The 26,061-nt window shown below is 65.0% G+C and carries 25 protein-coding genes and 4 pseudogenes; 15 read left to right on the top strand and 14 right to left on the bottom strand.

All coding sequences use genetic code 11. The annotated features are described in order from the left end of the window. Positions 1-64 precede the first annotated feature (64 nt). Positions 65-1,081, top strand: coding sequence for a recombinase family protein (locus E1294_RS32680; RefSeq protein WP_220448054.1), 1,017 nt, complete (start codon positions 65-67; stop codon positions 1,079-1,081). 99 nt (positions 1,082-1,180) lie between these two features. On the opposite strand, the gene E1294_RS57445 is transcribed toward E1294_RS32680, so the two are convergent. The 3 genes from E1294_RS57445 to E1294_RS32665 form a co-directional block, all read right to left on the bottom strand. After that, positions 1,181-2,584, bottom strand: coding sequence for a transposase family protein (locus E1294_RS57445; RefSeq protein ID WP_220448053.1), 1,404 nt, complete (start codon positions 2,582-2,584; stop codon positions 1,181-1,183). A 322-nt stretch (positions 2,585-2,906) separates the two neighbouring features. Beyond that, positions 2,907-3,704 carry a hypothetical protein gene (locus tag E1294_RS32670; protein WP_132514823.1) on the bottom strand — a complete coding sequence of 266 codons (798 nt, stop codon included), beginning with the start codon at positions 3,702-3,704 and terminating at the stop codon, positions 2,907-2,909. A gap of 1,041 nt (positions 3,705-4,745) precedes the next feature. Continuing rightward, complete coding sequence (locus tag E1294_RS32665; protein ID WP_246083450.1) at positions 4,746-6,227, bottom strand: FAD-binding oxidoreductase; 1,482 nt, start codon at positions 6,225-6,227, stop codon at positions 4,746-4,748. Positions 6,228-6,328: 101 nt separating this feature from the next. Here E1294_RS32665 and E1294_RS32660 point away from each other — a divergent pair, with 101 nt between their 5' ends. After that, entirely contained in the window at positions 6,329-7,375 is a 1,047-nt protein-coding gene (locus E1294_RS32660; RefSeq protein WP_220448051.1) for a helix-turn-helix domain-containing protein, read from the top strand. A 452-nt stretch (positions 7,376-7,827) separates the two neighbouring features. On the opposite strand, the gene E1294_RS56280 is transcribed toward E1294_RS32660, so the two are convergent. The 3 genes from E1294_RS56280 to E1294_RS32645 form a co-directional block, all read right to left on the bottom strand. Then, positions 7,828-8,499 (bottom strand): MFS transporter, encoded by a 672-nt coding sequence (locus tag E1294_RS56280; RefSeq protein ID WP_246083447.1) that lies wholly within the window; start codon positions 8,497-8,499, stop codon positions 7,828-7,830. 26 nt (positions 8,500-8,525) lie between these two features. Continuing rightward, positions 8,526-9,272 (bottom strand): MFS transporter, encoded by a 747-nt coding sequence (locus tag E1294_RS56275; RefSeq protein WP_246083446.1) that lies wholly within the window; start codon positions 9,270-9,272, stop codon positions 8,526-8,528. Positions 9,273-9,602: 330 nt separating this feature from the next. Next, positions 9,603-10,541 carry an MBL fold metallo-hydrolase gene (locus E1294_RS32645; protein WP_132514822.1) on the bottom strand — a complete coding sequence of 313 codons (939 nt, stop codon included), beginning with the start codon at positions 10,539-10,541 and terminating at the stop codon, positions 9,603-9,605. Positions 10,542-10,641: 100 nt separating this feature from the next. On the opposite strand from E1294_RS32645, the gene E1294_RS32640 reads away from it, so the two are divergent. Next, positions 10,642-11,595 (top strand): AraC family transcriptional regulator, encoded by a 954-nt coding sequence (locus E1294_RS32640; RefSeq protein ID WP_132514821.1) that lies wholly within the window; start codon positions 10,642-10,644, stop codon positions 11,593-11,595. Positions 11,596-11,721: 126 nt separating this feature from the next. On the opposite strand, the gene E1294_RS54860 is transcribed toward E1294_RS32640, so the two are convergent. Both E1294_RS54860 and E1294_RS32630 read right to left on the bottom strand, forming a co-directional pair. After that, positions 11,722-12,252, bottom strand: a complete 531-nt coding sequence (locus E1294_RS54860) for an HNH endonuclease (protein ID WP_220448050.1) — start codon at positions 12,250-12,252, stop codon at positions 11,722-11,724. A gap of 73 nt (positions 12,253-12,325) precedes the next feature. Beyond that, entirely contained in the window at positions 12,326-12,616 is a 291-nt protein-coding gene (locus E1294_RS32630) for a hypothetical protein (protein WP_132514820.1), read from the bottom strand. A 26-nt stretch (positions 12,617-12,642) separates the two neighbouring features. On the opposite strand from E1294_RS32630, the gene E1294_RS32625 reads away from it, so the two are divergent. Then, positions 12,643-13,089: a hypothetical protein gene (locus E1294_RS32625; protein WP_132514819.1), complete on the top strand. Its 447-nt coding sequence runs from the start codon at positions 12,643-12,645 to the stop codon at positions 13,087-13,089. Here E1294_RS32625 and E1294_RS32620 read toward each other — a convergent pair. Then, positions 13,034-13,633 (bottom strand): NsdA family TPR-like regulatory protein, encoded by a 600-nt coding sequence (locus E1294_RS32620; RefSeq protein ID WP_484213987.1) that lies wholly within the window; start codon positions 13,631-13,633, stop codon positions 13,034-13,036. The two genes, E1294_RS32625 and E1294_RS32620, sit on opposite strands and share 56 nt — an antisense overlap. Positions 13,634-14,254: 621 nt before the next feature. After that, on the bottom strand, positions 14,255-14,908 hold the full coding sequence (locus E1294_RS32615; RefSeq protein WP_132514817.1) for a hypothetical protein: 654 nt from the start codon (positions 14,906-14,908) through the stop codon (positions 14,255-14,257). 586 nt (positions 14,909-15,494) lie between these two features. Here E1294_RS32615 and E1294_RS58330 point away from each other — a divergent pair. Together E1294_RS58330 and E1294_RS32610 are read left to right on the top strand one after the other, a co-directional pair. Then, positions 15,495-15,842 (top strand): annotated as a pseudogene (locus E1294_RS58330) (transposase family protein); the annotation flags it as partial. Between the two features lie 56 nt (positions 15,843-15,898). Continuing rightward, entirely contained in the window at positions 15,899-16,744 is an 846-nt protein-coding gene (locus E1294_RS32610; protein ID WP_165977591.1) for an ISAs1 family transposase, read from the top strand. A 25-nt stretch (positions 16,745-16,769) separates the two neighbouring features. Here the strand turns inward: E1294_RS32610 and E1294_RS32605 are convergent, their stop codons facing one another. Together E1294_RS32605 and E1294_RS32600 are read right to left on the bottom strand one after the other, a co-directional pair. Continuing rightward, positions 16,770-17,456, bottom strand: coding sequence for a hypothetical protein (locus tag E1294_RS32605; protein ID WP_220448048.1), 687 nt, complete (start codon positions 17,454-17,456; stop codon positions 16,770-16,772). A gap of 173 nt (positions 17,457-17,629) precedes the next feature. Then, entirely contained in the window at positions 17,630-18,223 is a 594-nt protein-coding gene (locus E1294_RS32600; RefSeq protein ID WP_132514814.1) for a phosphotransferase, read from the bottom strand. A gap of 417 nt (positions 18,224-18,640) precedes the next feature. Between E1294_RS32600 and E1294_RS32595 the strand changes: the two genes are divergently transcribed. The 6 genes from E1294_RS32595 to E1294_RS32570 all read left to right on the top strand — a co-directional run bounded on the left by E1294_RS32595 (position 18,641) and on the right by E1294_RS32570 (position 23,948). Beyond that, positions 18,641-20,557, top strand: a complete 1,917-nt coding sequence (locus tag E1294_RS32595; RefSeq protein ID WP_132514813.1) for an RHS repeat-associated core domain-containing protein — start codon at positions 18,641-18,643, stop codon at positions 20,555-20,557. 131 nt (positions 20,558-20,688) lie between these two features. Then, entirely contained in the window at positions 20,689-21,090 is a 402-nt protein-coding gene (locus E1294_RS32590) for a hypothetical protein (RefSeq protein ID WP_132514812.1), read from the top strand. A gap of 108 nt (positions 21,091-21,198) precedes the next feature. After that, positions 21,199-21,651: a hypothetical protein gene (locus E1294_RS32585; RefSeq protein WP_132514811.1), complete on the top strand. Its 453-nt coding sequence runs from the start codon at positions 21,199-21,201 to the stop codon at positions 21,649-21,651. 191 nt (positions 21,652-21,842) lie between these two features. Beyond that, on the top strand, positions 21,843-22,883 hold the full coding sequence (locus E1294_RS32580) for a DUF5605 domain-containing protein (protein WP_342775107.1): 1,041 nt from the start codon (positions 21,843-21,845) through the stop codon (positions 22,881-22,883). Positions 22,884-23,045: 162 nt separating this feature from the next. Then, a complete protein-coding gene (locus E1294_RS32575; protein ID WP_165977589.1) occupies positions 23,046-23,519 on the top strand; it encodes an NUDIX hydrolase in 474 nt (157 codons plus the stop codon). 168 nt (positions 23,520-23,687) lie between these two features. After that, the gene (locus tag E1294_RS32570) at positions 23,688-23,948 is read left to right on the top strand and encodes a hypothetical protein (RefSeq protein ID WP_132514808.1); all 261 of its coding nucleotides are present in this window, start codon (positions 23,688-23,690) and stop codon (positions 23,946-23,948) included. A 144-nt stretch (positions 23,949-24,092) separates the two neighbouring features. Here the strand turns inward: E1294_RS32570 and E1294_RS58325 are convergent. Both E1294_RS58325 and E1294_RS32560 read right to left on the bottom strand, forming a co-directional pair. Continuing rightward, positions 24,093-24,233, bottom strand: a pseudogene (locus tag E1294_RS58325) (IS701 family transposase); the annotation flags it as partial. A gap of 16 nt (positions 24,234-24,249) precedes the next feature. Beyond that, positions 24,250-24,753 (bottom strand): annotated as a pseudogene (locus tag E1294_RS32560) (thiopeptide-type bacteriocin biosynthesis protein); the annotation flags it as partial. A 78-nt stretch (positions 24,754-24,831) separates the two neighbouring features. Here E1294_RS32560 and E1294_RS58320 point away from each other — a divergent pair. The 3 genes and pseudogenes from E1294_RS58320 to E1294_RS32545 form a co-directional block, all read left to right on the top strand. Further along, positions 24,832-25,371: pseudogene (locus E1294_RS58320) on the top strand (transposase family protein); the annotation flags it as partial. Between the two features lie 23 nt (positions 25,372-25,394). Next, positions 25,395-25,835, top strand: coding sequence for a hypothetical protein (locus E1294_RS56270; protein ID WP_246083445.1), 441 nt, complete (start codon positions 25,395-25,397; stop codon positions 25,833-25,835). A gap of 33 nt (positions 25,836-25,868) precedes the next feature. Further along, a partial coding sequence (locus tag E1294_RS32545) for a transposase (protein ID WP_246083449.1) occupies positions 25,869-26,061 on the top strand: 193 nt, incomplete at its 3' end.

The following is a 26,061-nucleotide window of genomic DNA, read 5'->3' as shown; positions in this document are numbered from 1 at the left end:
CAGCTGGGTTCAGCACAAGGTCATCAGTTCGCGATCTTCTCCTCATCGTTCGAAGGACGGGCCGTTGCGGTTCGCCCTCTACGCGCGGACCTCCACCGAGGATTTCCAGGATCCGGTCTCCTCGTGTGGGTGGCAGCGTGAGGCGGCGCAGATCCTGGTCACGGGCCGGGGCGTGATCGTGGCCGAGTTCGTGGATGTCGGATATTCGCGGCGGTTACCGTGGAGCGAGCGGCCGCAGTCCGCCGAGCTGCTGATGGCTTTGACCGATCCAGACCGTGGCTGGGACGCGATCGTGGTCGGCGAGTACGAGAGAGCGTTCTGCGGGGATCAGCTCACACAGCTTCTGCCGCTCCTTCAGTCCTACGGCGTCCAGCTGTGGATGCCGGAGACGGGTGGGCCGGTAGATTCAGCAATCCCGATGCATCAGGCGTTGATGCTGTTGCTGGGCGGGCAATCACAGCGGGAGGTGCTGCGGGCCCGCTACCGCGTGCTGGCCGCGATGCGGAACCAGGCTGCCGATCAGGGACGCTTTCTCGGTGGACGGCCGCCGTACGGCTACCGCTTGGTCGACGCGGGTCCGCATCCGAACCGGACGCACGCCCGTTGGGGGCGCCGTCTGCACCAGCTTGACGCTGACCCGGCCACGGCACCGCACGTACGGTGGATGTTCGCGCAGCGGCTGGCGGGCGTCAGCGTGGCGGGGATCGCCCGGATGCTGAACGAACGCGGCGTACCGTGCCCCTCGGACGTGGATCGCGAGCGCTACCCGCACAGGTCCGGGCATGCTTGGACGTTACGGACCGTCGCCGCGATCCTCGGCAATCCGCGCTATACCGGTCGCCGGGTCTGGAATCGTCGGAACAGCGGCGTCGCCGATGCGACCGGGGGTGGCTGGAACGCTCCCCAAGAGTGGGCGATCTCGACGAAGCTGAGCCATCCGGCACTGGTCAGCGACGACGACTTCGTCGCCGCACAGGCGATCCGGGCCGCTCGACCCACCCAGGACGGCAGTCCGCGCGTCTATCTGCTCGCGGGCCTGCTGAAGTGCGGGTTCTGCGGGCGCCGTCTGGATTCGCATTGAGGGTGCGCCATCCTGAAATCGCAGGTGAAAGGGCTTGTGTGATCCCGATTGGGGTGCTCTGCCTGTCGAGGGCCACAGATCATGACGGGAGATCATCTGTCAGCGGGTGATCTGCTGGTTGGTCAACACGAGCAGGGCCCGCAGCAACTCGGTGGCCTGGGCGGCGTCCAGGCGAAGCTTGGTCAGGATGCGCCACCCTTTCAGGTCGGCGAAGCCGTGCTCGACGGATGCGCGTTCGACGCTGATCAGCTGATTGACCTGCTTCTGTGCGCGAGTGAGGGGCTTGTTGCGGGTGGCCTTGTTGCCGGTGATGATCGCGGGCTGGTCCGGGTCGTCGTCCAGGCCGACGAAGCCGAGGTCGGCCAAGGCGGCCAGGCCGGCGTCGCGGAGCTTGGCGGGCAGCTGGTGGTGGCGGGCGGTGGTGATCTCGCTGGATCGCCCGGGCCGGGCGGCGGAGATCCACAGCAGGTTCCCGGCCGCATGGGTGAGCGCCAGGAACAGCAGGCCGTGGCATTTATGCTTCCCTGGGTAGTTTTTCCGATTCTCGGCTCCGCTGCGCCGGCGGGTGCGGACCAAGGTCCCGTCCAGCAGCACGACCTGTCCACCAGCCTTGGCGATCTTCTTCAGTGCGCGGTCCAGGCGCGGGGCGCGAGCGGCCAGCAGCTTGACGGCCTCCTTCACCCAGCGGCGCACGGTGGAGGCCGACACGCCGTTGCCGCCCGCCATGTCGGCCAGACGCTGGTCATGACGGAGTACGGCCAGCACGATGATCGCGATCTTTCCCGGCGGGAGTTTGCGCCAGCGTGACCCGATGTTTTTGAGGTGGCCGCGCAGCAGGCCGGAGACGAAGGTGAGGGTAGCGGTGGACAGCGGTAGCGCCGCGGTGTAAACGATGGGGGCGGTGTCCTCGGCGGAGGAGTTCTTGGTGTTGGTCACACTCGCCAAGCCCCGCCGGGACATCCAGGCGAGGCAGCGTGCGCTGGGCAGGCAGTATCGGCCCGGCTCAGGGGATCGCGGTGAAGGTCCCGGCCACCGTACGACGCAGCCAGCCCCGTTCCTCCAGCCGCTTGAGCTTGGCTCGCGCTCCTTCCACCTGCCCCGGCTCGGTCCCAGCCCGGCACGCTCGCACGCCGTCTTACAAGGCAGCGGAGCATCGGCGGCCTGGACCACCGCCAGCAGCGCTTGATAGTCGGCGGGCAAGGCCTGTACGCCGTCGGTCTCGTGCCGGTAGGGGATCAACCGGCCACCCAGCAGCAGCGCGAGCGCCCGTTCGCGCGGCAGCATCACCGAGTAGACAGGCTCGACCTGCTCGCAGTCCTCCTCGAAGTCCTCGTCCGGCTCGGCACCGTCCAGGCCCTCGTCGGCGAGGATCTGGGCAACGACCTGCTCGGCCACCCGTACCCGGTGCAGGTCGTCCTCGGTCTCGGCCAGGTCTTTGCGCAGGTGCTCGGCGCGGCTGGCCAGTTCGTCGGCGCGTGCGGTCAGCCGATCCAGCAGCGACATCCGTCCCCCACCATCGCATCACTCAGCGCAAAACGATCGGATACGGACGATAACGAGTCGACATGGTTCATCGCAGCAGGATCACCAAAATCCGGGTTTGTCCGTACGACGGATGATCTCCGAGTTGGAAACCCCGCGCCGACCACCTCGAACACACCCAACCGTGATCATACCAGGTCCTTGACCTGCGATTTCAGGATGGCGCATGCCCAATGGGCCCACCAAGTCGAACGCGCACGATCAAGGCCAACTACTCATCGCGCCAGGCGAGAACGTTTCAGCCCTGGCGGTCCTCACCCTGGAGATGCAACGCTCAAATGGCTCAATAGCCCTCGCGCTTCCTCATCAGCTCTTTCACTTCGCGAAACGCCTCTTCCTTTCGAAATGCACGCGGCCATCCGTACGAACGGTAGAGATATCGAACGTATAGCATGTCCTTATCGGTCCCCCAGCTTGGATCGGTTTGCTTCAAGACCTCCCTCTCGCTCAACGCTTCGCCCAACCTATCTGCGTCCGCGTCCGTGAAATTCGAGCCGTTGTGGCAGAGCTCCATCATCGCTCTGCCAGGACAGGGGAAAATCTCCAGATTCCAAAGGCTTCTTTTCAAGTCGATAAAATATTTTTTGAGATCTATCTCATTGTAATGCATCCTTGCTACAGCTTCGCCGACCACGCCTTTTTTCACATCGAAAAAGAGGGTAACGCCGCCACTCTCGAAACCCTCAGCAAAGACGAAGACGTGGTCGGGCGCCGCGTCTTCGTCGATTTCGTAGTCATAGTCATCGTATTCGTATTCGTATTCGTACTCTACCTCCGTAAGTCGCTCCCTGTCGAACGTTCTGTAGTCGAGCAAATGTGATTTGTAGTGTATATGCCCAAGACTGTCATCGTGGTCCGAGGTGGGATCTTCGAGGTACGGAAGATTTTTCAAAACTTCGATGACGAAATCGGACTTGAAACCGGCGCACTTCTCGGGCGTGTAACTGGGCCATCCTCCCGGAGGCGGCATGACAAGGTCCTCAGGATTCCGGTGCAACGTCGTCAAAAAGGTCAAAAAATCCAGTACGGTAGTCGTAATTTCAGAGACCGAGTAAACCGGCAGTTTTTTTTCGTTGTGCATTCTCTCACCTTTCCTTGTGGCGAATTGTGCTGTAGACTACCAAGAGCGTGGGTGAGTATATCTTCAGAGCCCATCAGTTTCTGTCCCGGTCCGGTCATCGCGGTCGCCTGTCCGTCGCTGCTCATCGGCTGGCCGGGTCTGGCGGTGCTGGTCGCGAGCCGGTCGCCCTGTTCATCCTCGTGTCGGTGCCGCCCTGGTGGGCGCGGCCGCCACGTACGGCGGGACCCCGGCAGGCCCAGAGCAAGGCGCTGGAGGATGCTCGCCAAGCCCGGCGCGAGGCCAGGAGACCAGGCCGTGGCCACTTTGGCAAAGCGTTTGGGGACTTGCATCAGCATGTCCGCCAGGGCCGAAGCGCCGGCCACCTCGCAGCGCCGGTGTTCACCGGCGCGCCTTCGGACATTGCAATCTCTCCCTACTTGACACGCTGCCGCCCTTCCCCATGTTCGCGGCTTTCCCGCGCTCGGAGTACTACGGCGGCTCCGCCCCACCCGCGCCTTCACCTGGCATCGCGTCTATCCCCGCCCCATTCCCTCTGGGTGAGAGTGAGACAAGGAACAGTCACGGGTGGTTCCCACGTTCACTGCTGTTCGGTTGACAGGTTAGGCATCCGGCTCTACCCCTGCGGCATCGTCATCGGCTACGCCGTAGACTTTCACCGTGACCTCCCGATCCGGGCTGATGAGACCTGGCCTGGAGTTCCCCACACACCTTCATGCTTATATGTGCAGGTGCGCACCGCCTCCCAGCCCAAATCCACCGGGTTAGAGCTGGTGCAGAATGAAGAGGCGTAACGCAACCGGTTCCTCTCGTATACCTTCCCGCTTCGCTCACCGCGCCCGATCCATCCGGCAGTTCTGGACCAACGCGACTTTGTCGAGGATGCTCCCACCCTCCCCGGCGATCCCCGGCTCGGGCTTCCTCCAGCTTCTCTCCACCGCTACGACGGTGAAGAGGAACACAGTGTCTCCAGGGCAGGGCACTCTTGGAAAGGTCGAACGATCCTCTCAATAATCGTTCAGCTCAATAAAATATGAATGCGTCTCATGCTTCAGAATGTGCTCCTGCTTCCCGCCGTCCACGGTTCGGGAGCGGGGTGGCGGTGAAGACCTGGCGGGGATCGTAGGACTGCTTGGCCGCGATCAGGCGTGCCGCGTGGGTGCCGTAGGCGTGCGCGACCTGTTCGTCCTGATCCGGTAGGAGGAAGTTGGGGTAGCCGCCGGGCAGGGCGTGTGGTTCCAGCGCCATCCTGACGTCTTCGGCCCATTTCCGGTACACACTGGCGTCTTCGTCCGGTCCGCGACCGGCTGAAATCTCGACGACGACATGGCTGGTGCGCAGGCCGAAGGCGGTGTCGTCGGCGCCGACGCGGGTGGCGGCGCCGTGGAACTGCCGTATTCCGATTCCCGCTCCCGGCCCGGGGCGTGCTTCGGCGGAGCTGATGAGGAGATCGATGATCTCGGGCGTCAGTGCGGAGACGGTGCGGGTGCGCAGGTCCCAGTGCATGCCGTTGGAGACGGCCTGGTCGAACTGCTCCAGCAGGTCTTTCTGCGTGGTCGGGCCGATGGAGCTGGTGATCGGGGTGCCGAGCCGCAGGACGTCGCCGACGGCGGCATCGGCGTGCCGTCGCTCACCGGACCAGACGGGCACGGCGAGCAGGCACGGTCCGACATCGGGGACGAAGGTCATTTCGAGCAGGAGGGTCAGCCCGTCGGAAGCACTCGCGGTCAGCTCCGCGTACCGGGCCAGCACCGTCGCTGCTTCTTCCCAGGGGAACAGGACCATGCCGCCGACGAGGCCGTGATCGGGATGGAGGCGGACGCGCATCCTTGTCACCACACCGAAGTTCCCACCGCCGCCGCGCAGCGCCCACAGCAGTTCGCGGTCGTCCTCGGTCGAGACGAGCCGCCCGTCGGCAAGCACGACCTCGGCTCCGAGCAGGTTGTCGGCGGCCAGTCCGGCCGTGCCCAACAACAGGCCGTAGCCTCCTCCCAGGGAGAGCCCGGCCATGCCGACGACCCCAACGGTCCCGGTGGCGACGTTCGCGCCGTGCGATGCGGCAGCCGCGACGACGTCACCGGCCAGGCTCCCGCCTCCGATCACTGCAGTGTCCCGCTCGATGCGCACATCACGCATATCACCGAGGTCGATCACCAGTCCGCCCTCGTACAATGCCCGGCCGGCCCAGTCGTGACCACCTCCGCGCACCGACAGACCGACGCCGCATTCCTGCGCCGCAGTAACGGCGGCGGCGACCTCCGCATCTGTACGCGGCCGCACGACCAGAGCCGGGCGTGTGGTCACCGCGCCGTTCCAGAGCGTCGACGTGCCGGCATACTCCGCGTCACCCGGGCGGTGCACGCAGTCAACCCGCAACCGCTCCCTGAGACGACAGGCCAGTTCGGCGATCGCATTTGCGGAGCACATAGTCTTCCTTCTCGATGTTCTCGTAGCAACGGCAACTTGCTGTATCGGGTCATCGTTCGCGGGCTCCCTACGGAAGGGAAACCTCGTAAACGACATCATCAGCACATGGCCAGAGATCCGGCTGCCGAACCGGGAGTGTGCGTCCTGTCGCAGGCGCTGTCCGGCTGTGCTCAGCCTAGGAAACGTGGCACCGTCTATGCTTGAACGCCAGTGCCATGGCGATAGGACATCAGCGCCGCGGAGAGAACGAGGTGAGCATGACAGTGACGGGCAAGCCAGAATCCAGCGGGATGTTCGCCGCAGATGCCACCACACCCGGCACCGTGGAAGCGCGCTTCGGCCACTTCTGGCGCGAGTGGGAAGAACAGCTCGGCATGGAGCACCCGGTGCCCGACTTCACGCCTGGCAGCACTGGAGACTTCCGAATCAGTGCCCGTGCCGTCACAGCGCATGACTCGCTGATCGCCGATGTCTACAGCGAGTCGCTCATCGGTACCAACACCAGCTCACCCCGCCAAAGCGACGAGCAGGTGGTGATGCACGTAGTACGGCACAACGCGTGGCGATTCGCCCGGCCGCGCCAGGGCGAACACACCGTCCCCGCAGGGCACTTCATGCTCCACCGCAGCGGCCCGCCGACGTTCGAGGAGGCGCGGCGCACCACGGCGACGGTACTGCTCCTGCCCGCGTCCCCCTTGTCCCACCTGATCCAGGACCGGCTCATCGCCGGACCGGCATCCTCGGCCGAGATGCGGCTGCTCCTGGGCCAGCTGAACCTGGTCGACCAGAACGCCCGGGACCTCACCCCGGCAGGCGCGCTGGCCGCCCGCGACGCCCTTCTCGAACTGGTCAAGGGGGTGCTGAGGCAGCAGGCGGATGGCACCGAACCCCATCTCGGCCCCGCACTGGCTCAGGCGGCGAAAGACCTCGCGGACAGCCGGCTCGCCGATCCGGACCTCTCCCCGTCGATGCTGGCCCGCGAACTCGGCGTCTCCGTGCGCACGCTGTACCGGGCGTTCGCGGCAGTCGAGGATAGCGTCGCGAGATACATCCGCCGCCGCAGGCTCGAACAAGCCCGGCTCGAACTCCTCAACCCGGTTGGTCGGCCGAGCGTCGCGGAGCTGGCCGCCCACTGGCAGTTCGCCGACAGCAGCCATTTTATCCGCGCCTTCAAGAGCCAGTATGGTCGTACCCCTGTCGAGTTCGCCCGTACGGCCACACACCCAGGGCGGGTACCAGCGCAGTGACGTGGAGCTGACCTGAGCCACGAAATAGGGCAGCCCGAGCCTGCGGTGGGGCGTATCCCGAGCGGCCCGAACTCGACGAGAGCGAAGATCCGGTCCGGGAAACGGCGCAGGACCTTCTCGATCTGCTCCAGCTTCGCCTCGTACTCGGGGCCCGGGGACTCCTTCCACGTCTTGGTGCGCTGGAAGCTGATGCCGCGGCGGGCGAGCAGGCCCCGCAATGCCTCGCCGTCGGCGATCGCGTAGAGGTGTTCGACGCGGGCCTTCTTGTCTGCATAGTCGGGATCGCAGGATGCCTACCAGGTCTTCAGGCGTTGAAATGAGACACCTTCCTCACGGAGCAGGATGCGCAGGCCCTCGTGGCTGGTATCGTCGACCACTCCCTCGCGACCGGGGTGCAGATGGCGTCCAGGACACCGCCGCGGAAGCATCGGAGAAAGCTTTTTCGGCTGGCTCTAGGTTGGCATCCTCCTCACCGCCGACGCGGTGCTGCGACCGGCCGGGCGGGTCCGGGGTAGGAAGAGGGCTGTGAGCAGGCCGATCGCCATCGCGCCCATCGCGATCAAGAAGGAAACGCGGAAGCCGTGCATGGTCGGGACCGCGACCCCGTTCACGTCGTCCGCGGTGTTGACGATGACCATGCCGATGACGGCGCTGGAGGCCGAGGAGCCGATCGAGCGCATCAGGGTGTTGAGGCCGTTGGCCGCGCCCGTCTCCGAGGCGCGGACGGCACCGGTGATCAGGGCGGGGAGTGAGGAGTAGGCGAGGCCGATGCCCGGACCCAGGATCACCGTGATGACGAAGCTCTGCCAGGGGGCGCTCATCAGGCCGAGGCCGGCCCCGTAGCCGATCGCAATGATCACCATGCCGAGGATCAGGGTGACCTTGGGGCTGTGCTTCGCGGACAACCGGGCGTAGAGGGGGGTTGTGAGCATCATGGTCAGGCCGAGCGGTGCCACGAGCAGGCCCGCGACCACCATCGACTGGCCGAGGCCGTAGCCGGTGGCCTTCGGCAGCTCTAGCAGTTGGGGAAGGATCAGCGAGGCGGCTAGAAAGAAGATGCCGACCGTGATCGAGGCGAGGTTGGTGAAGAGCACCGCGGGGCGAGTCGTGGTGCGCAGGTCCACCAGCGGTGCCTTGAGACGTAGCTCCATCATGCCCCACAGGACGAGCACGGCCGCCGCTGCGACGAACAGCCCGAGGGTGGTCCCGGAGGTCCAGCCCCAGTCGCTGCCCTTGGTAATCGGCAGTAGGAGAGGACCAGACCGGCAGACAGCCCGATCGCGCCCAGGACGTCGAAGGTGCCCTGCGCGCGGGTCGGGGATTCGGGGACGGCGAGGAGGGTGAGGGCGATGCAGAGGACGCCGAGGCCGGCGGCGCCGTAGAAGAGGGCGTGCCAGTCGGTGTGCTGGGCGACCAGGGCCGCGGCGGGCAGGGCGAGGCTGCCGCCGACGCCCATGGAGGAGCTCATGAGGGCCATCGCCGAGCCGAGTTTCTCGCGGGGGAGTATGTCGCGCATCAGGCCGATACCGAGGGGTATCGCGCTCATCGCGAAGCCCTGGAGGGCCTGGCCTGCGATCATCGTGAGCAGGTCGCTGGTGAGGGCGCTGACGAGCGCGCCGATGACCATCGCCGCGAGGCTGAGGATCAACATGCTGCGCTTGCCGTGGAGGTCGCCCAGGCGGCCCATGATCGGTGTGGCGACGGCGCCGGAGAGCAGGGTCGAGGTGATGACCCAGGTCGCGTTGCTCGGTTCGGTGCCCAGCAGTTGCGGCAGGTCTTTGATCAACGGGACCAGCAGGGTCTGCATCACCGAGACCACGATGCCCACGAAAGCGAGCACCGGGACGAGGGCCCCGCTTGCTCTGGCTGCGGGCTGGTCGGTCGACGTGTGCGTCATGAAGAAGGCCTCCAGGCCTGGGGTGGGGTGATTCCGTGCGGGACGGCTCGTGGCTTCCCACACGCTGAGCTGGGTGCGAACAAGGCATGGGGGACGTTGGCCAATGCACCACCGCCATCGACCGCGGTGCCGGCCCCGGCATTGACGCCCAGCCCGTCCGACTCCCCCGAGGGAAGGCTGCTCACGAACCAACGAGGCACACCCGCACCGCTCCGAAGCGGTGATCCACCTCGCGGTGATCGGCCTATGGCCCGCAGACGCGTGGATGGGACCATCCCGAACTGGCGGGGAGCCTCATCCGGGACCGAACGCGAAACGCGGACCGAAGGCTCACTCGGAGACTGACGCTGTCTTGGGGTTGGCTGTTGCCCATGCGCCGAGGGCGAAGCGATCGCCTTCCCGTCGGACTTCCACCGCGCCCGTACCACCGAAGTGCGCGGGGACGAGCAGCTCCCGTTCATCGGCCGCCCGCCCGAGAATCCGGCGGCGACTGGCCACCGCTTGTTCCGGGGCCAGGCAGGCGTTGCTGTTGCAACAGGGCTGGAGGATCTGCACCGGGCTGTTCAGCAGGTCTCCGACGAAAACCGCCCGGTCGCTCCCGGATGCGAGTCGCAGCACGGACGAGCCGGGGGTGTGGCCGGGCGCAGACTCCAGGGTGAGGTGTTCGTCGATGCGATGGCGGCCGTCCCACAACACGGCCTGTCCGGCCTGGTGGATGGGCGCGATGCTGTCTTCGTAGATCAGGCGGTCGACCTTCTGCGCACCGTTCCCGTACGCGTTGTCCGGACCGTAATGGAAGTCGTCTGCGACAGGAATGAGGTATTGGGCGTTGGGAAATGTCGGTACCCACTGCCCGTCTGCGTCGACGGTGTTCCAGCCGACGTGATCGACGTGGAGGTGGGTGTTGACGACGACGTCCACATCCTGCGGGCGCACACCAGCCCTCGCCAGAAGGCCGGGGAAATCACTCTGAGACCGGTGGAAGGGCCCCATGCCCGGTCGCTCGCGCCCGTTGCCCGCGCCGGTGTCGACCAGGACGGTCCGCCCACCGCTGCGCAGCACCCAGGTCTGCAGAGCAAGCACCGCCCGGTCGCTGTCCGGCTCCCAGTGGTCCGGGATCAGCCAGTCCTCGTTGTCCTTCCATGTATCGGCACCGACTGCCGGGAACATGTCTGAGGTGGGCAGGAACGGTTCGTGCCATTCAACGACCCGGATGACCTCGACGTCCCCCAGCACCATGCTCTGCGCACTCTCGTTCTCGTTCGTCATGTGCTCGAACCTAAGAACGCCGAACGATCCTCTCAATGCGCGTCTAGCTCAATAAAATACGAATCCGTCTCACACGGCATACGAGAGATAATCTGGACGGATGGATGTGGTGAGCGATGCGATCTCTGCCGTGCACCTCGGGCACCCCTGGTTTCACCGGGTGCGGACGAGTGGGAGCTGGTGCGCGCGGATGGACCCGTACGATGGCGCGGGCTTCTACGTCGTCTTGAAGGGAAGCAGTTGGCTGCTGACCGACGGCGGCACCCTGGTAACTCTCGGTGTGGGTGACGCGGTGCTGTTGCCTCGTGGCACAGGCCATGTGATCGCCGATTCCCCCGTCGATGCGGCGGTTGCGGAGGAGAGGGCGGTGCCGTTCGAGCAATGGCTTGTGGGGGCAGGGCCGCGGGCCCGGCCTGGTCGTGACGAGACGGAGATGCTCTGCGGCAAGTACTGGCTCGACTGCAGCCGCATTCACCCGCTCATGGCAGAGTTGCCCGAGGTCGTCCACCTTCCCAGCCGAGTAGGCAGCCACCTCGAACTCCGTGCCGCGATCGATCTGCTCTCCGGTGAGTTGGACGAGGTGCGGCCCGGCTCCTGCATGGCGCTCCCGAGCCTGCTCAACCTCCTCCTCGTCTACATGATCCGTTCCTGGATGACCGAGGCCACCAGCGGAGTATGGCCTACCGCATTGGGCGACCCGGTGACGGCCGCCGCCCTGCGGGCGATGCACTCGAAACCGGCTGCGCCGTGGAGCATCGACCGCCTGGCCGCGGAGGCAGGCGTCTCCCGTCCCACCCTGGCACGCCGGTTCACCACCCTGGTCGGCCGCCCTCCGATGACGTACCTCACGTGGTGGCGCGTGATTCTTGCCGCCACCCTGCTCCGCGACACCCCGGAAACGCTGGCCACCATCGCCGGCCGAGTCGGCTACAGCAGCCCGTACGCGCTCTCACACGCCTTCGAAAGGGAGTTCGACATTACACCGGGGCGATATCGAGCGAAGGCCGCAGACCGCTCCGCTCCCACCGCAAACCCTCAACTGGAAACAAACTGACATCGGAAACTCGGTCAGGCCTGACTTCCACAGTCATCGTGAAACGGCACCCGCAGTCGCGCGCACGCCTCGCCAGTTGACGAAGTGAAGACCTCCGCCAGTTCCCGCCTAGAGGCTCTCCAGCGATTACGCCGCGTGCGTGACAGGGGTTGCGTGGATGACCTCGTGGCAGGGCTGGCAGACCACGAGGGTCTTACGCCGTTTCCTGGCCATGAAGGCCGCCCACGCGGGCTGGCCTGGTCCTGGTGTTCCGAGGTGGGCGAGTTTGGCGACTTGGTGGACAGCCACCGTGCCGCATTGCCCACACAACTCGCACCTGCGTGTACGGAGCCGATGGATCAGCTCCTTGCGGGGTGTGGGCACCAGAAGCTCCAGCGGCCGGATCACCGGCTGGTGGGCAGTGTTGCCCGACCGGAACTCCAGCACAGTCAGCAGTTGGATCAGGCCGCGCCGGTAGTGCCCGGTATAGGAAGCCCTCAGCGTGGTCTGCACCGTGCGGCGGTACTCGGGGCCCTTAGTCTTGCACTCGTGAACCAGGTCGCGCAGCGTCTTCTCGCCGCCGCGGACCGCCGGGAACACCACCTGCCGCACCGTCTCATCCGGCGAGGCCAGCGCGGCGTCGGCCACCTGGAACAGGATGTTCTCCTTGCCCGACACCCGTTCAAGGCGTTGACCAGCTCCTCGGTGACCCGCCGCTCGGCGCGGGCGCCGATCCGGTACACGGTCGCGATCAGCAGGTCCACCAGGGCGTCGGTGACTCCCGCTCCCGCTCCACCAGCAACGTGACCGCCGATGCCGCCGAGCGGCGGGCGCGTCGGCGCAGATGCGAGGGCGACTCCACCGCGCCGCGGAATCGCCAGTTGGCCAGCACCTTCGGGGCCGCATCGGCGAACAGCCCCGCCGGCAGCTCGATCGCGCGGATCGCGTTCAGCATCGAGTCCAAGCTCACGTTGCCCGGCATCGCCTTGATCAGTGACAGGACCGAGCCCTCGTCCCCGTCCTCATCGTCCCCCGTCCTCATCGTCCCCCGTCCTCATCGTCCTCGTCGTGGACGTTCTGGCCGTCGTCGAGCCCGTCGACGTCGCCGGCTTCCTCGAGGCCGCCGCTGTCTCCGCCGATGAGCCTCACCGAAACGGCCCGGAATGCGTCCTTTCGGGTGGCTGGATCGAGCGCCAGCATCAACCGTGGGTCTCCAACAGCGCCGCGTACACGGCGATCATCGTCACGTCTTGCTGGCAGGCGGTGAAGAAATCTGCCGCCCAAGAAGTCGACCCCTATGGTGGATCCCCTCTCGGGCGCCGGATCGAGCCCTTCCTGCTTGAGGATCTCCCCGACCGTGGACGGAGCGATTCGGCCGTTGGCTCTTGCATGGACGTGTTCATGATGTGGACCACAGTGCTCGATAACAGCGTGGGCAGCGGTGCTGAGTCGGTGTGGATCAAACGGCTGTTGGTGTGGTCGGCTGGCGAGTTCGCGCGCGCAGGTAGTCGGTGAAATCTTGCACGTGGCGGTTGTCGCGGTAGGGCTGCAGGCGGGTGGCGAAGGCGTGCAGGTGGGTGGTGGCGCGAGCGGAGGTGAGGTCTTTGGCTGCGTCGACGGCGGCGCGGGCATGACTTATGGCCGCCTCGATTTCGCCCATGCCGAGGTGGCCTTCAGCCAGGCTGGTCTGGGTGAGCTGAACCGAACGCGGGTAGCGGCTGCCGAAGCCGGCCATCGCGTGTTGCTGGGAGGCGATACCACGCTGGAACGCGCCGGCCCCACGCCAGCACAAACCGCCTTCCCCGGCTAGTTCGGCTTCGCTGAGATGGGCGACCCAGGCCGGATCACGCTCGTGTGGTCCCTGAGCGAATTGCTGATCAGCCTGAGCCAGCATGGCCGACACCTGGCGGATGGTGTGGCTGTCGGCTCGACGGTCCTGCTCTGCGGCGCCGATCGAAAGCGCGTGGGCGCGGCGCAGGCTGAGCGCCGCGTGTACGCGCGGTGTGGCGTGTGCTTGGGTTCTGCGTCGGCGGCGGCGCTGGCCAGCCGTACCGCCCACCGGCCACCCCCGATGCGGTGACCGAACTGAGCGAGGTGGGCAAGGTCCGGCGGGCCGCACGAGCAGCAGGACGCCGGCTCGGCTGGCAGATCCGCTCCCATGCCACCGACGACGGGACCATCGCCATCATCGATGACCGCGACCCACCTCCGCAGATCCGGGAGCTGGCGGCCCGCCGGTCCGCCGAAGCGGCTCGGCCGCTATCGCCCAGGAGCAGGCCGAGGACCGTATGCGCCGCACCAGCTCCCACCATCACCCTCCCCACCAGCTCCCCAGCTCCGGCGCGTGACCCGGTAAGCGGGCTCGTCCCTGTCGGCGGCGATCCTGAGCCGTCATCAAATCGGGCGGCTGTCCGCCGCGCCTGACGCAAGCTTGACCCGATACTTTCGACGTCACCCCATCACCGCATGTCAAGGCCGCTTTCCAGGCGTGACGTCACAGCAGCCACCTCCCCTGCCGTCCCACGGGCATACCCCCGCTGCGGAGCGTTTTCGCAGGTCATCCGTGGTTCCGGAGCATGACACGACCTTGGGGTGCTCTTTGCCGTGCCCGATGTCTGATCATTTCTTGCCCGGTTCCTGCCCGGTTTCTGCACGGGCACTGTGGCGGGATGGCGACGTCTCAACCGACAACGCCTTTCGGGAGCTTCGCCATGTCCCACTTTTCAGCCCCTCTCGCTGCCAGCACCGCCGATACGGCCAGCACCGGCACGACCATCACCGGTCCAGCCGCCGACCATCCGACCGCAACCCGCCCGTCCACGGCCCGCCTGACCCCTGCTCGCTCCTCGCCCACCGGTGACGTCGGCGCCAACAAGGCGCCGTCCGGCCAGACGCCGAAAGGCCACGGCAGCCAGCTGCCCCGCTTCCCCGTTCGGTCGTCCGCTTGGCCGGCTTTCCGAGCGTCCTGGCAGTCTCGCAGCAGAGCCCCGTCATCTCGGATGTCGACTTCGAAGATGTGGAAGTCGGGCTGCCCCCAGGTGACCCGGCCCTGGGCACGCAGTGCGGCGATGCCCTTCAACATCGTGCCGAGAAGGGGCTGGGTCGCGACTGGCTTGAGAATCGCCCTGCGCTCCTCGGGCTGGGCGCGTTCGGCAAGCGGTCCGGCTCGGTACACCTCGCGGTACACGGTCATGATGGCTTCCTTGTCCGTGGTGGGGCTGGGAGTCGGCGTGGTGGGAGCGGCCGAGTGCTTGGCTGCAAGGGTCGGGCCCGGGTGGTGCTCGCCGGACTGACAGCCGGCGACGCCGCCTACTGCGGTGACGATCAGTGCCACCACCAGCATAATTTGCCGGGATCTTGGGGAATCGACCCTCACCCACCAGAATCCTCACTGAGAGAAGCTGATCAACTACATATGGTTGCCAGATCAGGGTAGCCGCCGTCCTCCGGCTGCTGACGGCCCAGCCAGCTGATCATTACGTGATGTTTATCCACTGGCTCTGGCATGAGAATCGGTCGGCACGCACGCCTTCGACCGGGACCTCGCCTCTTTGGGCCTCAGCTGAGTAGTTGTAGAACCCTTACGGCCTGGCGTTCCAGGGTGCCCACCGGGTTGTGTGGTGTGGCCGGCCCCTTCGGGCCGAGTTGAAGGAACCAGCCGAGCGCGATCAGGCGGCGAAAGCCCGGACTCGTTCGGCTTCTTCTGGGGCGAGATCGATGTGGGCCAGTAGGTGTTGCAGCGTCAAGGGTGCCGTCGAGTCGGGAGATATGTTCGGCTGTCTCGCCAAGTTCGAAGGCGCGATCATTGCGGCCGGAGTCCTCCCAGGGCTGAAGCGTTCTCGACTGGTGGGACACAGGCGGGCCTGTCACGGGCCGGGCTGAGGGCACCCCCGGGGCACGAATGACAAACGCGACCCCCGATGATCGTCGGTTGTCTACGCCAGTCGATCAAGAACAGGGGCCGCGTTCGCGTGCCATCATCCCCGATCGACGTGCTCGCCCGCCACCTGGGGCACGTCACCGTCGCCGACCCGCTGACCGATCCGCTCGATCTGCCGGCCCTGGCCGAGGTACTGGATGCGGTGCCCGACCCGCGCAGCCGCCGGGGGCGCCGCTACCGGCTCGGCCCGCTGCTGGCGTTATCCCTGCTCGCCGTGCTCGGCGGAGCAACATCCCTCGCGAAGATCACCCGGTTCATCGCCGGATACGACCCAGACCTGCGCGCCCGAGCAGGCCTGCCCGGCACGCTCCGACTCGCCGCCAGCACCCTAGGACGACTGCTCGCCCGCATGGACGGCGACGCCTTCGACACCGCCACACCTATTTGGCCTCGCTCGCCGCCTGTGTCCCGCCAGCCACCACGAGCAGCCCGTCCTGGGGCCGGACCGCGCTCGCCGGCCTGGCCGTGGACGGCAAGACCCTGCGTGGCAGCCGCACCGCCGACACCACAGTCCATCTGCTGGCCGCCACTCGCCATGACACCCAGGTCGTCGTGGCCCAGCGGCAGGTCGAGGCCAAGAGTAACGAGATTCCCTCGTTCACACCCCTGCTGTCCGGGCTGGATCTGTCGAGCGTGATGATCACCGCCGACGCTCTGCACACTCAGCACGCCCACGCCCGGCAGATCGTCGAGGCGAGAGGTCACTACCTGTTCATCGTCAAGGGCAACCAACCCACCCTGCTGAGCCGACTCAAGGCGCTGCCCTGGCGCGAAGCGATCCTCAACGACCGCACCGACGAGCAAGAACACGGCCGCCGCGAGATCCGCCGCATGAAGATCTGCACCGTCCGCCCGGGACTGCCCTTCCCGCACGCCGCCCAGGCGATCCAGGTCAAACGCCGCCGCACCGACCACCGCACCGGCAAAACCACCATCGTCACCGTCTACGCCGTCACCAGCCTCCCACCAGGACGGATCACCCACGCCCAGCTCGCCGCACTGATCCGCGGCCACTGGAGCATCGAAGCCCTGCACCACATCCGCGACGTCACTTACCGCGAAGACGCCTCCCGCATCCGGACCGGCGCCGCACCCCGAATCATGGCCGGCCTCCGCAACCTCGCCATCGGCCTGGCCCGCCTGATCGGCTGGACCAACATCACCGCCGCCACCGACCACTACCGCAGCCACCCCACCGACGGCCTTCAGCTACTCGGTTTCACAACATGAGAACGCTTCTTTGGCCCTGCCGGGGCTAGCCACGTCTTTCCGCGAGCCGCTGATGAAAGGGAGCATAGTCGTGGTCGGGGAAGAGTTCCGGAAACACATCCAGCATCGCCTCCATGGCTTCCGCGGCCGCCAGGAAGTCGATGTCCCCTAGGGAAACGTCGGTGTAGAGGTGTTGCCAGCCGTAGACACCTTTGGTGACCAGCAGCGCATCGAGGTACTCGTCGTAACCCAGATTCAGCTTGAACGCGCCGTGCGGCCCGTCGAAATACCAGACCTCCGGTGACGACATCCCGGGAGAGATGCGCAGGCCAGCCAGGGTGCCGCCACCGCCGCGCGGGTGCTCGTCGAAGACGCGAAGTTCCGAGTAGACGCGGCGCTCCTCCTCCGGAGTGTCGTCAGTGGCAAGTTCGGCTCCGACCGTGAGCATGGCGGCACCGATATGGCGGATTGAGAACTCGCCCGTCAGGTACAGGCCGGGGCGCTCTATGGCCCAGTGGCTGGACAGTCCCTCGAAGCGAAGGAAGGTGCGATGCAAGGTCGGATCCAGATGAACGCCTTCCTCGTCGGCGATGAGCTCGAAGGTCTCCGAGGCGTCCCCGATCATTTCCTCGATCGGCCCTCGCTCCTCGTAGAGGATCTTCACTTCGGAGCAGTTGGTCAGTTCGTCGAGCATGGCGAGATAGCGCGCTTCGTAGTCGAGCAACTCCGACATGAAACCTCCGGCCATCGCCGTTTCCTGGGAACATCCGCGACCAAGATCGCAGCATATAGTCGGCCCTCCATGAGGGCGAAACCCCTCAGTTGGACAATCAGCGATCATCGGGCGTCGCGTTGTTGCCTCCGCGCGGGTGTCTCGGCTCCGCGTTCCGGTCCCACTCACGCGTCTCACCAGCCGAGAACGCTTCGCCCCTGGGAGTCCTCCCAGTCGATGAGCCACACACGACGCTCGCGATCGTCCCAGAGGTAATTGGCGTGGTTCCCATCCGCCAAGCCCATGACAGGTGGGAAAGGGTTGGCGATGAGCTTGTCGGGTACGTCGGAGGCCAGCCAGGCGGCTCCCGCTCGGAATGCCTGGTGTACGAGTGGATCGTCGCCGAGATCGGGGTGCTTGTCGGCCCAGGTTCGGGCATTGTTCACGGCTGTTGCGGGTCCCCAGGGCGCGGGTTCGAGCGCTTCCACTACCCGGGTGGGGATGTCCTGGTGGAGTCGGTTGAGTGCGGTGGCCATCGCTCGGATCTGCTCGTCAGTGGCATGTTCGCCGCGGAGCACATGACCCGGCAGTCTGCTCATCGTGATCGTGGGTGGATGGGCGTGGAGCGCGGTGTCCACAGGTGCGGGGGCGAGGCCGGGCGTGTGCTCAGCAAGAAGCGTCAGCGCAGTCCACTCTCGGTGATGTTCTCCCCGATCCCATGACCTGTACCTCTTGACCACGACGTCGTCGCCGAGTTCGAGGTTGTGGGTGCTAAACCGGTCAGGCATGCGCTCGCGTCACCCTTTCGTTCCTTCCTCCGGAGGCCTGAGCAGTTCGCGCGTCTGTTCCTCGGAAAGGACGGGCTTGAGGTTATCTCAGGCCGCTGCGGTGCACTTCGATGATCGATGGCGCGGGATCGCTCGAGCTCCAAGCGCACCGCCCGCGTGCTCGCATCAATAGTGCTGTTTCGTCCACGCTTAGTGGCGCTACGTGTCCGGTAACGGAGTGTCACGTGCCCAATGGGGCTGTTTTCTGATTTGTGATGATCGAGCGTCTTGTCGGGATGGTGGGGATTTCTTACGTTGATCGTCAGAAAGTGATCAGCTCCGCCGGCCACCTCCGCCCACCCGGACGCGGCCGACCGCACCTGGACTCATCTGTATGACGCCGCGGGCAACCAGACAACCACCATCCAGCCAGGCAGCGTGCGTATCGACCGCATCTTCGACCACCTCGGCCGTCTCACCAAGGAGACCGGCACCGGCGGTGGTGCCGCCGATGCCGAACGGACCTTCGGCTACGACCTGGCCGGCAACCTCACTGCCGCCGGTGACCTCACGATCGACTACAACGACCGCGGCCTGCCGCTGGCAGTCTCGCGCGGCGCCACGCAGGAGACCACCTACACCTACGACGAGCTCGGCAACGCCACCCAGCGGATCGGCGCCGCCGGAGCAGCCACCTTCACCTACGACAACGCCAACCGCCTGAAGACGGCCACGGACCCGGTCACCAGCCGCACCCTCACCTACGGCTACGACCCAGCCAGCCGCCTGAAGACCGTCACCGCCACCAGCGGCCAAGCCAGCACCCAGACCATCGACTACGACGACATGAATCGGGTCACAGGCCAGACGTTGAAGAACGGCTCCGGCACCCAGCTTGCCAAGATCACCTACGGCTGGGACAACGACGACAACCTCACAGCCAAAACCACCACAGGCACCGCCGGAGCAGGCACCAACACCTACACTTACGACCATGCTGGTCGGCTTACGTCCTGGACCGCCCCGGGCGGTGCGGTGACCGCATATGAGTGGGACGCCTCCGGCAACCGCACCAAGGCCGGAAACGCAACGTTCACCTATGACGAGCGTAACCGGCTGATCAGCGGCGACGGCGCGGATTACACGTACACGGCGCGAGGCACCCTGGCCACCAGCACCAAGGCGGGTGCGACGACGAACTACACCTTCGATGCCTTCGACCGCCTGATCGCCGACGGCGACAACCTCTACAGCTACGACGCCCTCAACCGCGTTACCAGCCGCATCCGCGGCACCGCCACGCAGACCTTCTCCTACGCAGGACTCGGCAACGACCTTGCCGCCATCACCGACAGCGGCGGCGCTGCCCAAGCCAAGTACTCCCGCGACCCAGGCGGTTCACTGCTCGGGCTCAAGGAGGGCGCCGGCGCGGCCGTCGCAGCGTTGAGTGATCTGCACGGTGATGTGGTGGCCACCTTCACCACCAGCCTGCAAAGTTCCGTCGCCTACGACCCTTTCGGCACGGTCACCGCCCAGACCGGCGGCAAGGTACAGCTCGGCTACCAGGGCGAGTACGCCGACCCGGACACCGGCAAGGTCAACATGCATGCCCGCTGGTACCAGCCCGGCACCGGCACCTTCACCAGCCGCGACACCGCCACCCTCAACCCCAGTCCCTCCGTCCAGACCAACCGCTACACCTACGCCAACGCCTCACCACTCACCGGCACCGACCCCAGCGGCCACTCCACCACCGTCGGCTCCATCGCCGGCCCCGGAAGCTCGGTGTACACGCCAGGCATCGGTTACCAATCGGCGATCGACGTGTACGCCCAGCACGGCATCGTGATCGGCGACGGCTCGGCCAGCGGTTCAGGCGGCGGACAATGCATCGGCAGCTGCGGCCGAAGTGAAATAGGCGGCGCAGGCATCGCCTGCGACACCTACGGCAACTGTGGTGCCGCTGGCTCCCTTGCCGAAGCAGACCCTGACTGGTATTTCGAGAACTACGTCCTGCCTAATCTGCCCAGTTTCAGCGATGAAGAAGCGAAAAGAATGGGCGTGATGCCGAACGGCATGACGGCACCCGACGGCTTCTGGGACATGAGCGCTGAAGACCGTGCAGGTTTCACGGAATTCGCCTCGTGGGTCAACTTCATCAACCCATCGATTACAGAAGAGGAATTGCTAGGCATTGCCTCGTCTGAACTCGGCGTTATCGGCAAAGGGGGGGGGCAGCAGGGGCTGCAGGGCCTTCCAGGCAGTCCGTATATGACAGATACAAGGCCATTGCCAAATATCGTCGCGACATCGAAAAAGCCGCGAAGACGCACGGAATCAGCAAGTATGTTCTAGCGGCAGTGATTATGTGGGAGAGTACGAACGCGTCAGAAGGTTTGGGAGTTGGTATCCTCGCATCGATATCTAGCCAAGGATGGAACGCGTCGCTCGGCGTTGGCCAAATGGAGGCATATAAGGCTCGCTGGATGCTCATGAAGTACTATAGTCACGAAAGGGACTGGAAGCATGCGACATTGAAAGATGTTGCATTGCAACTACTTAATCCGGTTAGAGCTATTCATCTAGCAGCCGCCTGGATGAAGCATCTTAAGGAAAACATCGTCATCAAAGATCCGAATACGGGAGTAACTCGTAATATCAACGATCGAGAGGCAGCATACGCTTATTGTGGATGTTCCGGAGTGGTGTTCAGGAATAAGGACGGATCGGTCAACTATCCGGTTCCAAAGTATGACAATTACCGCTTCTGGGTGCAGGGTAGCTATAAGCATCTCGGTTCTGCTGATGCGAGCAGTGCGATCCAGCGTAGAAACGATCTAGAAGCCATGTTGGTGGAGAATAGAGGCGAGGCATGGCTTTTCCTATGAAGATCCGGAGAAGGGGCTTTACCTGTGGTCGGTTGCAGCGGCGGAAGAAATCGCCGTCAAGGCGCAAAAGGCGACTCGCGGCGAGGTGGGATGCGCAGGCTTACCGCTATGCTCGTCGGAGCAGTTTCCCTTACTGCTGCGAGTGGAGCAGATAAGTCGATTGCCTATCAGGTGTCTACTGATACCTACCTGGTGTCTCCTGCCACGCTCAACGAAATACGAAGCATTGGGCTGGTGCAGGCGGAGTCCAGTGTAGAAGTAGGAAGTGACGACTCGGTCAATGTGATGAATGCGTTCGTCATCGATGTCGGCAGTGCGAGCGCCAACGCTGCGACCGGAAAGTCGGCCAGAATCCTCCGCGAGCGTGGATGGGAGATTATCGGAAAGAAGCGGCCGTGGTTTGTCATGATGAAATCTACTAAATGGGATGCTTTTGCGGCTATTGAATCGTTCGAGGCTGTACATTTAACGAGCTATCCGGACATAAAAAGCCTCAAGAATAAGTCCGTAAAAACCGAAGCGTCAGTAATCATTACAGTCGAGGTTTATAGAGGGGAGTAGCAAGTTATTGATGGCGCCGCTGGCGTTCGGATCTCCTCCCGAACGACGGCTCCAGAAGGGATGTGGGGAAGGGCTGCTCTATCGCTTTCTCCTTTCGGTTCGGCTGGATCGGGTAACCATGGTCCAGTGCGGGTGTTCGGAACCACATTCCGTCACGATGATGGCACCCGGTACATGCCTTACGGTACGACGTGCTACCACTGGACGCATCAGTTGGACGAGGAAGCGAGCAGAAAACACTCGACACGCTGGCCGGGTCACCGTTTAACAAAGTGCGCATGTGCGTGCTGCCGACGATGAAGATGGATCCACCATTGGTGCCGTTCGCGGGCACTGACCCGGACGGCCTGGATTTTGACCGGTACAACCCAGCGTTCTTCCGGCACTTCGAGCGCAGAGTGGGTGACCTGCGGGACATCGGCGTCGAGGCTGACATAATCCTCTTCGATCCGAACGATCGCGGCTACCGCGGCTTCGCGAACATGGGCCGCGAAAGAGACCGGGCCTACCTGCGATACGTGGTCGCGAGGCTGGGGGCCTATCGCAATGTATGGTGGTCGCTCGCCAATGAGTACAACTTCAACCGCGCCAAGACTGTGGACGACTGGGATGATCTGCTCAGATTCGTGCGGCAGATCGATCCGCACGAACGGTTGCTGTCGATACACAACGGAAACCGAATGTGGGAGAAGGGAAATATCTACGATTTCAGCAAGCCGTGGATAAGCCATCAGAGCATCCAGCATTGGGACACCACCTTGACCACGGAATGGCTGGACAAGGTAGGCAAGCCCGCGGTGCTCGATGAGATCTCCTACGAGGGCAATCTGGGCAGGCGTTGGGGCAACATTACCGGCCAGGAGCTGGTGCGCCGATTCTGGGAGTGTGCCACCCGAGGCGGTTATCCCGGGCATGGTGAGTCATACGTCAATAACGGCGACCGGGCGTGGTTAAGCAGGGGCGGCACCCTCTACGGAGAAAGCCCGTCCCGCATCGGTTTCCTGCGCACCATCATGGAGTCCGTCACCGACAAGCAGACGCTGCGCTACTTAGGGCGCCATCAACCCGCTACGGTCTCGCTGGACCTGCCGTCACGACCCCATCATGTCGAGGTGATCGACACGTGGAACATGACGATCACCCCGATCAGTGGCGTGTTCGAGGGCAGTGTCAGGATCGGGCTTCCAGGGCGGCCGTACCTCGCGCTGCGAATAACGGAACAGGAAAACTGACTCACCGCCTTCCCGCTGAAGCCGATCCATATAAGATGGCATCTTCTCATGCCAAACAGTTGGAGAAGGTGGATGTCATTGCCTCGGGACGAAGCTGCGGACTCGACCATTCGTCACTGGGAGCCTCTGGGTGAAACGTCCTCACGGGGACCGTCCGGATACTTGCGTATTCTGACTCGACGTTATGTGCTTCCGGACGGGCGCACCAGTAGCTGGGACCTGATCGACGGTGGGCAGAGCGTCGCTGTTCTCGCGCTGACCGATGACGGGCAAGTGGTCCTGGTGCGGCAGTTCCGTCCTGGACCGAGTGTGATTCTCGACGAGATGCCCGGTGGTCACGTGGAGCCGGGCGACACTCTGGCCGAGGCCGCTCGCAAGGAATTGCTGGAAGAGACCGGCTATGCCGGGGAGATCCAGATCATCAGCAGCACATGGCTCTCGGCGTCGGCGACGACGAGGCGACACGTGGCAGTGGCCCGGAACTGCCGGCGGATCGGGAGCCCGGCACCTGTCGGTGACGAATTCTGCGAACCGGTCCTGGTCCCATTGGCACGTTTCCGCCAATCCCTGCGCAAGGGTTCGATGACGGACGTCGATCTCGGATATCTGGCGCTCGATCATCTGAATCTGCTCTGAACGGACGGGCTGACTATGGGAAAGAAAGAGCACTCCGATTTGGGAGCTCTTTCTCGATGGGTGCGGCTCTCCCTCAGTGAGTGCCTGAGCTGGGCTTTTGTAGACATGACTGTTTGATCCGGGAACCGCCTTTTACTGTGAGTGCAGACCCGTGAGGCGGTGGTGACGATGAGCTCGTTGCTCGAGGAACTGGCACGGCGCGAAGCCGCGGCCCACCGACGGATCGAGGAGATCCGTGAGCAGATCGCCGCGCTCACCTCACAGATGCGGGACGAGCAGGACCGCTTGTCACGGCTGACGATCACACGGGAGACCGTCGAGGAAATCCTGGGCGAAGCGGCCCAGCTGCTCGATGAGCCCACGGGACAGGCCGGTACTACATTCACAGATCTTGAGGTAGTGGATCTCCACGTCGCCGGTAATGGCTGAGCCGGGCGCGGGCCTGGTGGAGGCGGCGGAAGGCTGACCAGGCCAGGACGTGTTCGATGGCGTTGGCGGCGGTGATGAACAGCCGGGCCAGGACGCGTCGGATCTCCGCCAGCGAGGGCAGTGGTACGGGCTCGGGAGCGCTGTTCATGGTGGTTGTAGCGGCGGCTTCCGGTCTTTTCCCTGGTCGGCTGGGGTGTTGTTGTCGTCAGGTAAGGCCGTCTGGGTGACGGCGAGGAAGGTCAGGGCGAGCATGACGGCGGTGACGTGCCGGTGCCACGGTGTCCATGTCGAGCAGGCTGGCGGCGGTCAGGGCGTGCAGGTGGGGCCCTCTCCGAGTAATGATCGCGGTCAGTTGGGCGACGACAGTGGCCGAGTCGGCGGCGAAGTGGGCCTCGGCCGCGTCCATGGCGGAGGGGCCGCCGAAGCGGGCGGTCTCCGGGAAGTAGGTGTCCCACTGCACGCGCGACGTCAGCCCGGCCTGGCGCACCTGCTCGCTCCACGCGGTGACCTCGGCAGCAGCGTCGGCGGACGTGTGGTCAGGCACGGTGAGGCGGATACGGAGATGGTGATCAGGGTCGTGGTAGCGCAGGAACCACCACCGCGCTTCGCTGCCGAGCGTTTCCACCAGGCGTGGAAGGTGGCGGGTGAGGATGGCGTCGTGCCGGTCGGGGTGGCAGTACAGCTTGAGCGGCTCTGCCAAGATTCCTGTGGTAACTGACGGTGTGTCATTGGCTACAGATCTGCCGTCTGGGTGCCACGGTGGGTCGTGTGTGACGCTGATGCGGTGGCTGTTGTCTTCCCCCACCTGGACTCGGTGCTGGTCGAGCGTGTCGAGCGTGAGGGTGATGCGTTACGTGTGATCGCGCGTTCCCGTGGGGAGCCGATGCCGTGCCCGTCGTGCGGGGTGGCGACGGGTAAGGTGCACGGCTACTACCGGCGGCGCCTGGCCGACAGCCCGACCGGCGGGACACCAGTGCTGCTCGAGCTGGTCCTGCGGCGCCTGGTGTGCTCCAACCTGGATTGTGTGCGCCAGACCTTCAATGAGCAGGTGCCCGGGCTGGCGGAACGGTACGCCCGCCGGACTCCGCCGCTGGCCACCTTGGTCGCCGCAGCTGCGGTCGCCCTCGCCGGGCGAGCCGGATCAGCGCTGCTGGCCGCAGCCGGAGTCCTGCTCAGCCGCACCACGGTGCTGAGCACGCTGATGGCGTTACCCGAACCCGCGACCCGCGCACCGGAGGCGATCGGGGTGGACGACTTCGCACTCAAGCGCAACGACCGCTACGCCACCATCATCATCAACGCACACACCCATGAGCGCCTTGACGTCCTGGACGGCCGGCTCGCGGTGACGCTGGAAGCCTGGCTGAAGGCCCACCCGCAGGTGACAGTGATCTGCCGGGACCGCTCGACGGCGTATGCGGCCGGAGCTCGTGAGGTGCCCCGCAGGTGGTGCAGGTCGCTGACAGGTGGCACGTCTGGAAGAACCTGGCCGAGGCGGTGGAGAAGGTTTCCATCGCGCATCGTGCCTGCTTCAGCGACCCCGATCGCGGTGGCGCCCGCGGCGAGGGCCCTTCCGCGCAGCGCACCCGGTCCCGGCACGCGGCGGTGCACGCCATGCTCGCCCAGGGCGCCTCACACGGACAGATCATGCGTAAGCTGCACCTGTCCCGCAACACCGTGAAGAAGTACGCCGCCGTCAAGCACGCCGAGCAGTTGATCCACGGGCCGAAATACGCCACCACCCTGGTCGACCCGTTTCGCGACTACCTGCGCAAGCGCCGCGCCGTCGAGCCCAGCGTGGCCACCTGGACCCTGCTCGGCGAGATCAAGGCGATGGGCTACCAGGGGCCCTCGCCCCGATGTGTGGACACCTTGAGTGCCGGATGATGGAAATCCGGAGGCAAGGAGTTCCACGTGGCGATGAAGTCGTATCCGCCGGAGTTCAAGGCGGACGCCGTCGCGTTGTATCTGTCTGACCCGGCGCGGACGTACGCGTCGGTGGCGCGGGACCTGGGCATCAACCGCGAGACCCTGCGTCTGTGGGTGAAGGAGGCCCGCGCGGACGGCACCGCCGGGGCGAAGAAGGCGGGCCCGGCCAAGAAGCCGGCGAGCG

It is taken from the genome of Nonomuraea diastatica (assembly GCF_004349015.1).
Taxonomy (GTDB): domain Bacteria; phylum Actinomycetota; class Actinomycetes; order Streptosporangiales; family Streptosporangiaceae; genus Nonomuraea; species Nonomuraea diastatica.
The sequence above is the reverse complement of the archived record's forward strand: the minus strand, read 5'-3'. Positions and strand labels throughout refer to the sequence as shown.

Excerpts from the sequence above, each read along its gene's own strand:
- E1294_RS57445 (WP_220448053.1), bottom strand. The coding sequence starts at position 2,584 with ATGTCGCTGCTGGATCGGCTGACCGCACGCGCCGACGAACTGGCCAGC.
- E1294_RS32670 (WP_132514823.1), bottom strand. The coding sequence starts at position 3,704 with ATGCACAACGAAAAAAAACTGCCGGTTTACTCGGTCTCTGAAATTACG.
- E1294_RS32665 (WP_246083450.1), bottom strand. The coding sequence starts at position 6,227 with ATGATGTCGTTTACGAGGTTTCCCTTCCGTAGGGAGCCCGCGAACGAT.
- E1294_RS56275 (WP_246083446.1), bottom strand. The coding sequence starts at position 9,272 with ATGACGCACACGTCGACCGACCAGCCCGCAGCCAGAGCAAGCGGGGCC.
- E1294_RS32645 (WP_132514822.1), bottom strand. The coding sequence starts at position 10,541 with ATGACGAACGAGAACGAGAGTGCGCAGAGCATGGTGCTGGGGGACGTC.
- E1294_RS32640 (WP_132514821.1), top strand. The coding sequence starts at position 10,642 with ATGGATGTGGTGAGCGATGCGATCTCTGCCGTGCACCTCGGGCACCCC.
- E1294_RS32630 (WP_132514820.1), bottom strand. The coding sequence starts at position 12,616 with ATGAGGACGGGGGACGATGAGGACGGGGACGAGGGCTCGGTCCTGTCA.
- E1294_RS32605 (WP_220448048.1), bottom strand. The coding sequence starts at position 17,456 with ATGTCGGAGTTGCTCGACTACGAAGCGCGCTATCTCGCCATGCTCGAC.
- E1294_RS32600 (WP_132514814.1), bottom strand. The coding sequence starts at position 18,223 with ATGCCTGACCGGTTTAGCACCCACAACCTCGAACTCGGCGACGACGTC.
- E1294_RS32590 (WP_132514812.1), top strand. The coding sequence starts at position 20,689 with ATGCTCATGAAGTACTATAGTCACGAAAGGGACTGGAAGCATGCGACA.
- E1294_RS32585 (WP_132514811.1), top strand. The coding sequence starts at position 21,199 with ATGCTCGTCGGAGCAGTTTCCCTTACTGCTGCGAGTGGAGCAGATAAG.
- E1294_RS32570 (WP_132514808.1), top strand. The coding sequence starts at position 23,688 with ATGAGCTCGTTGCTCGAGGAACTGGCACGGCGCGAAGCCGCGGCCCAC.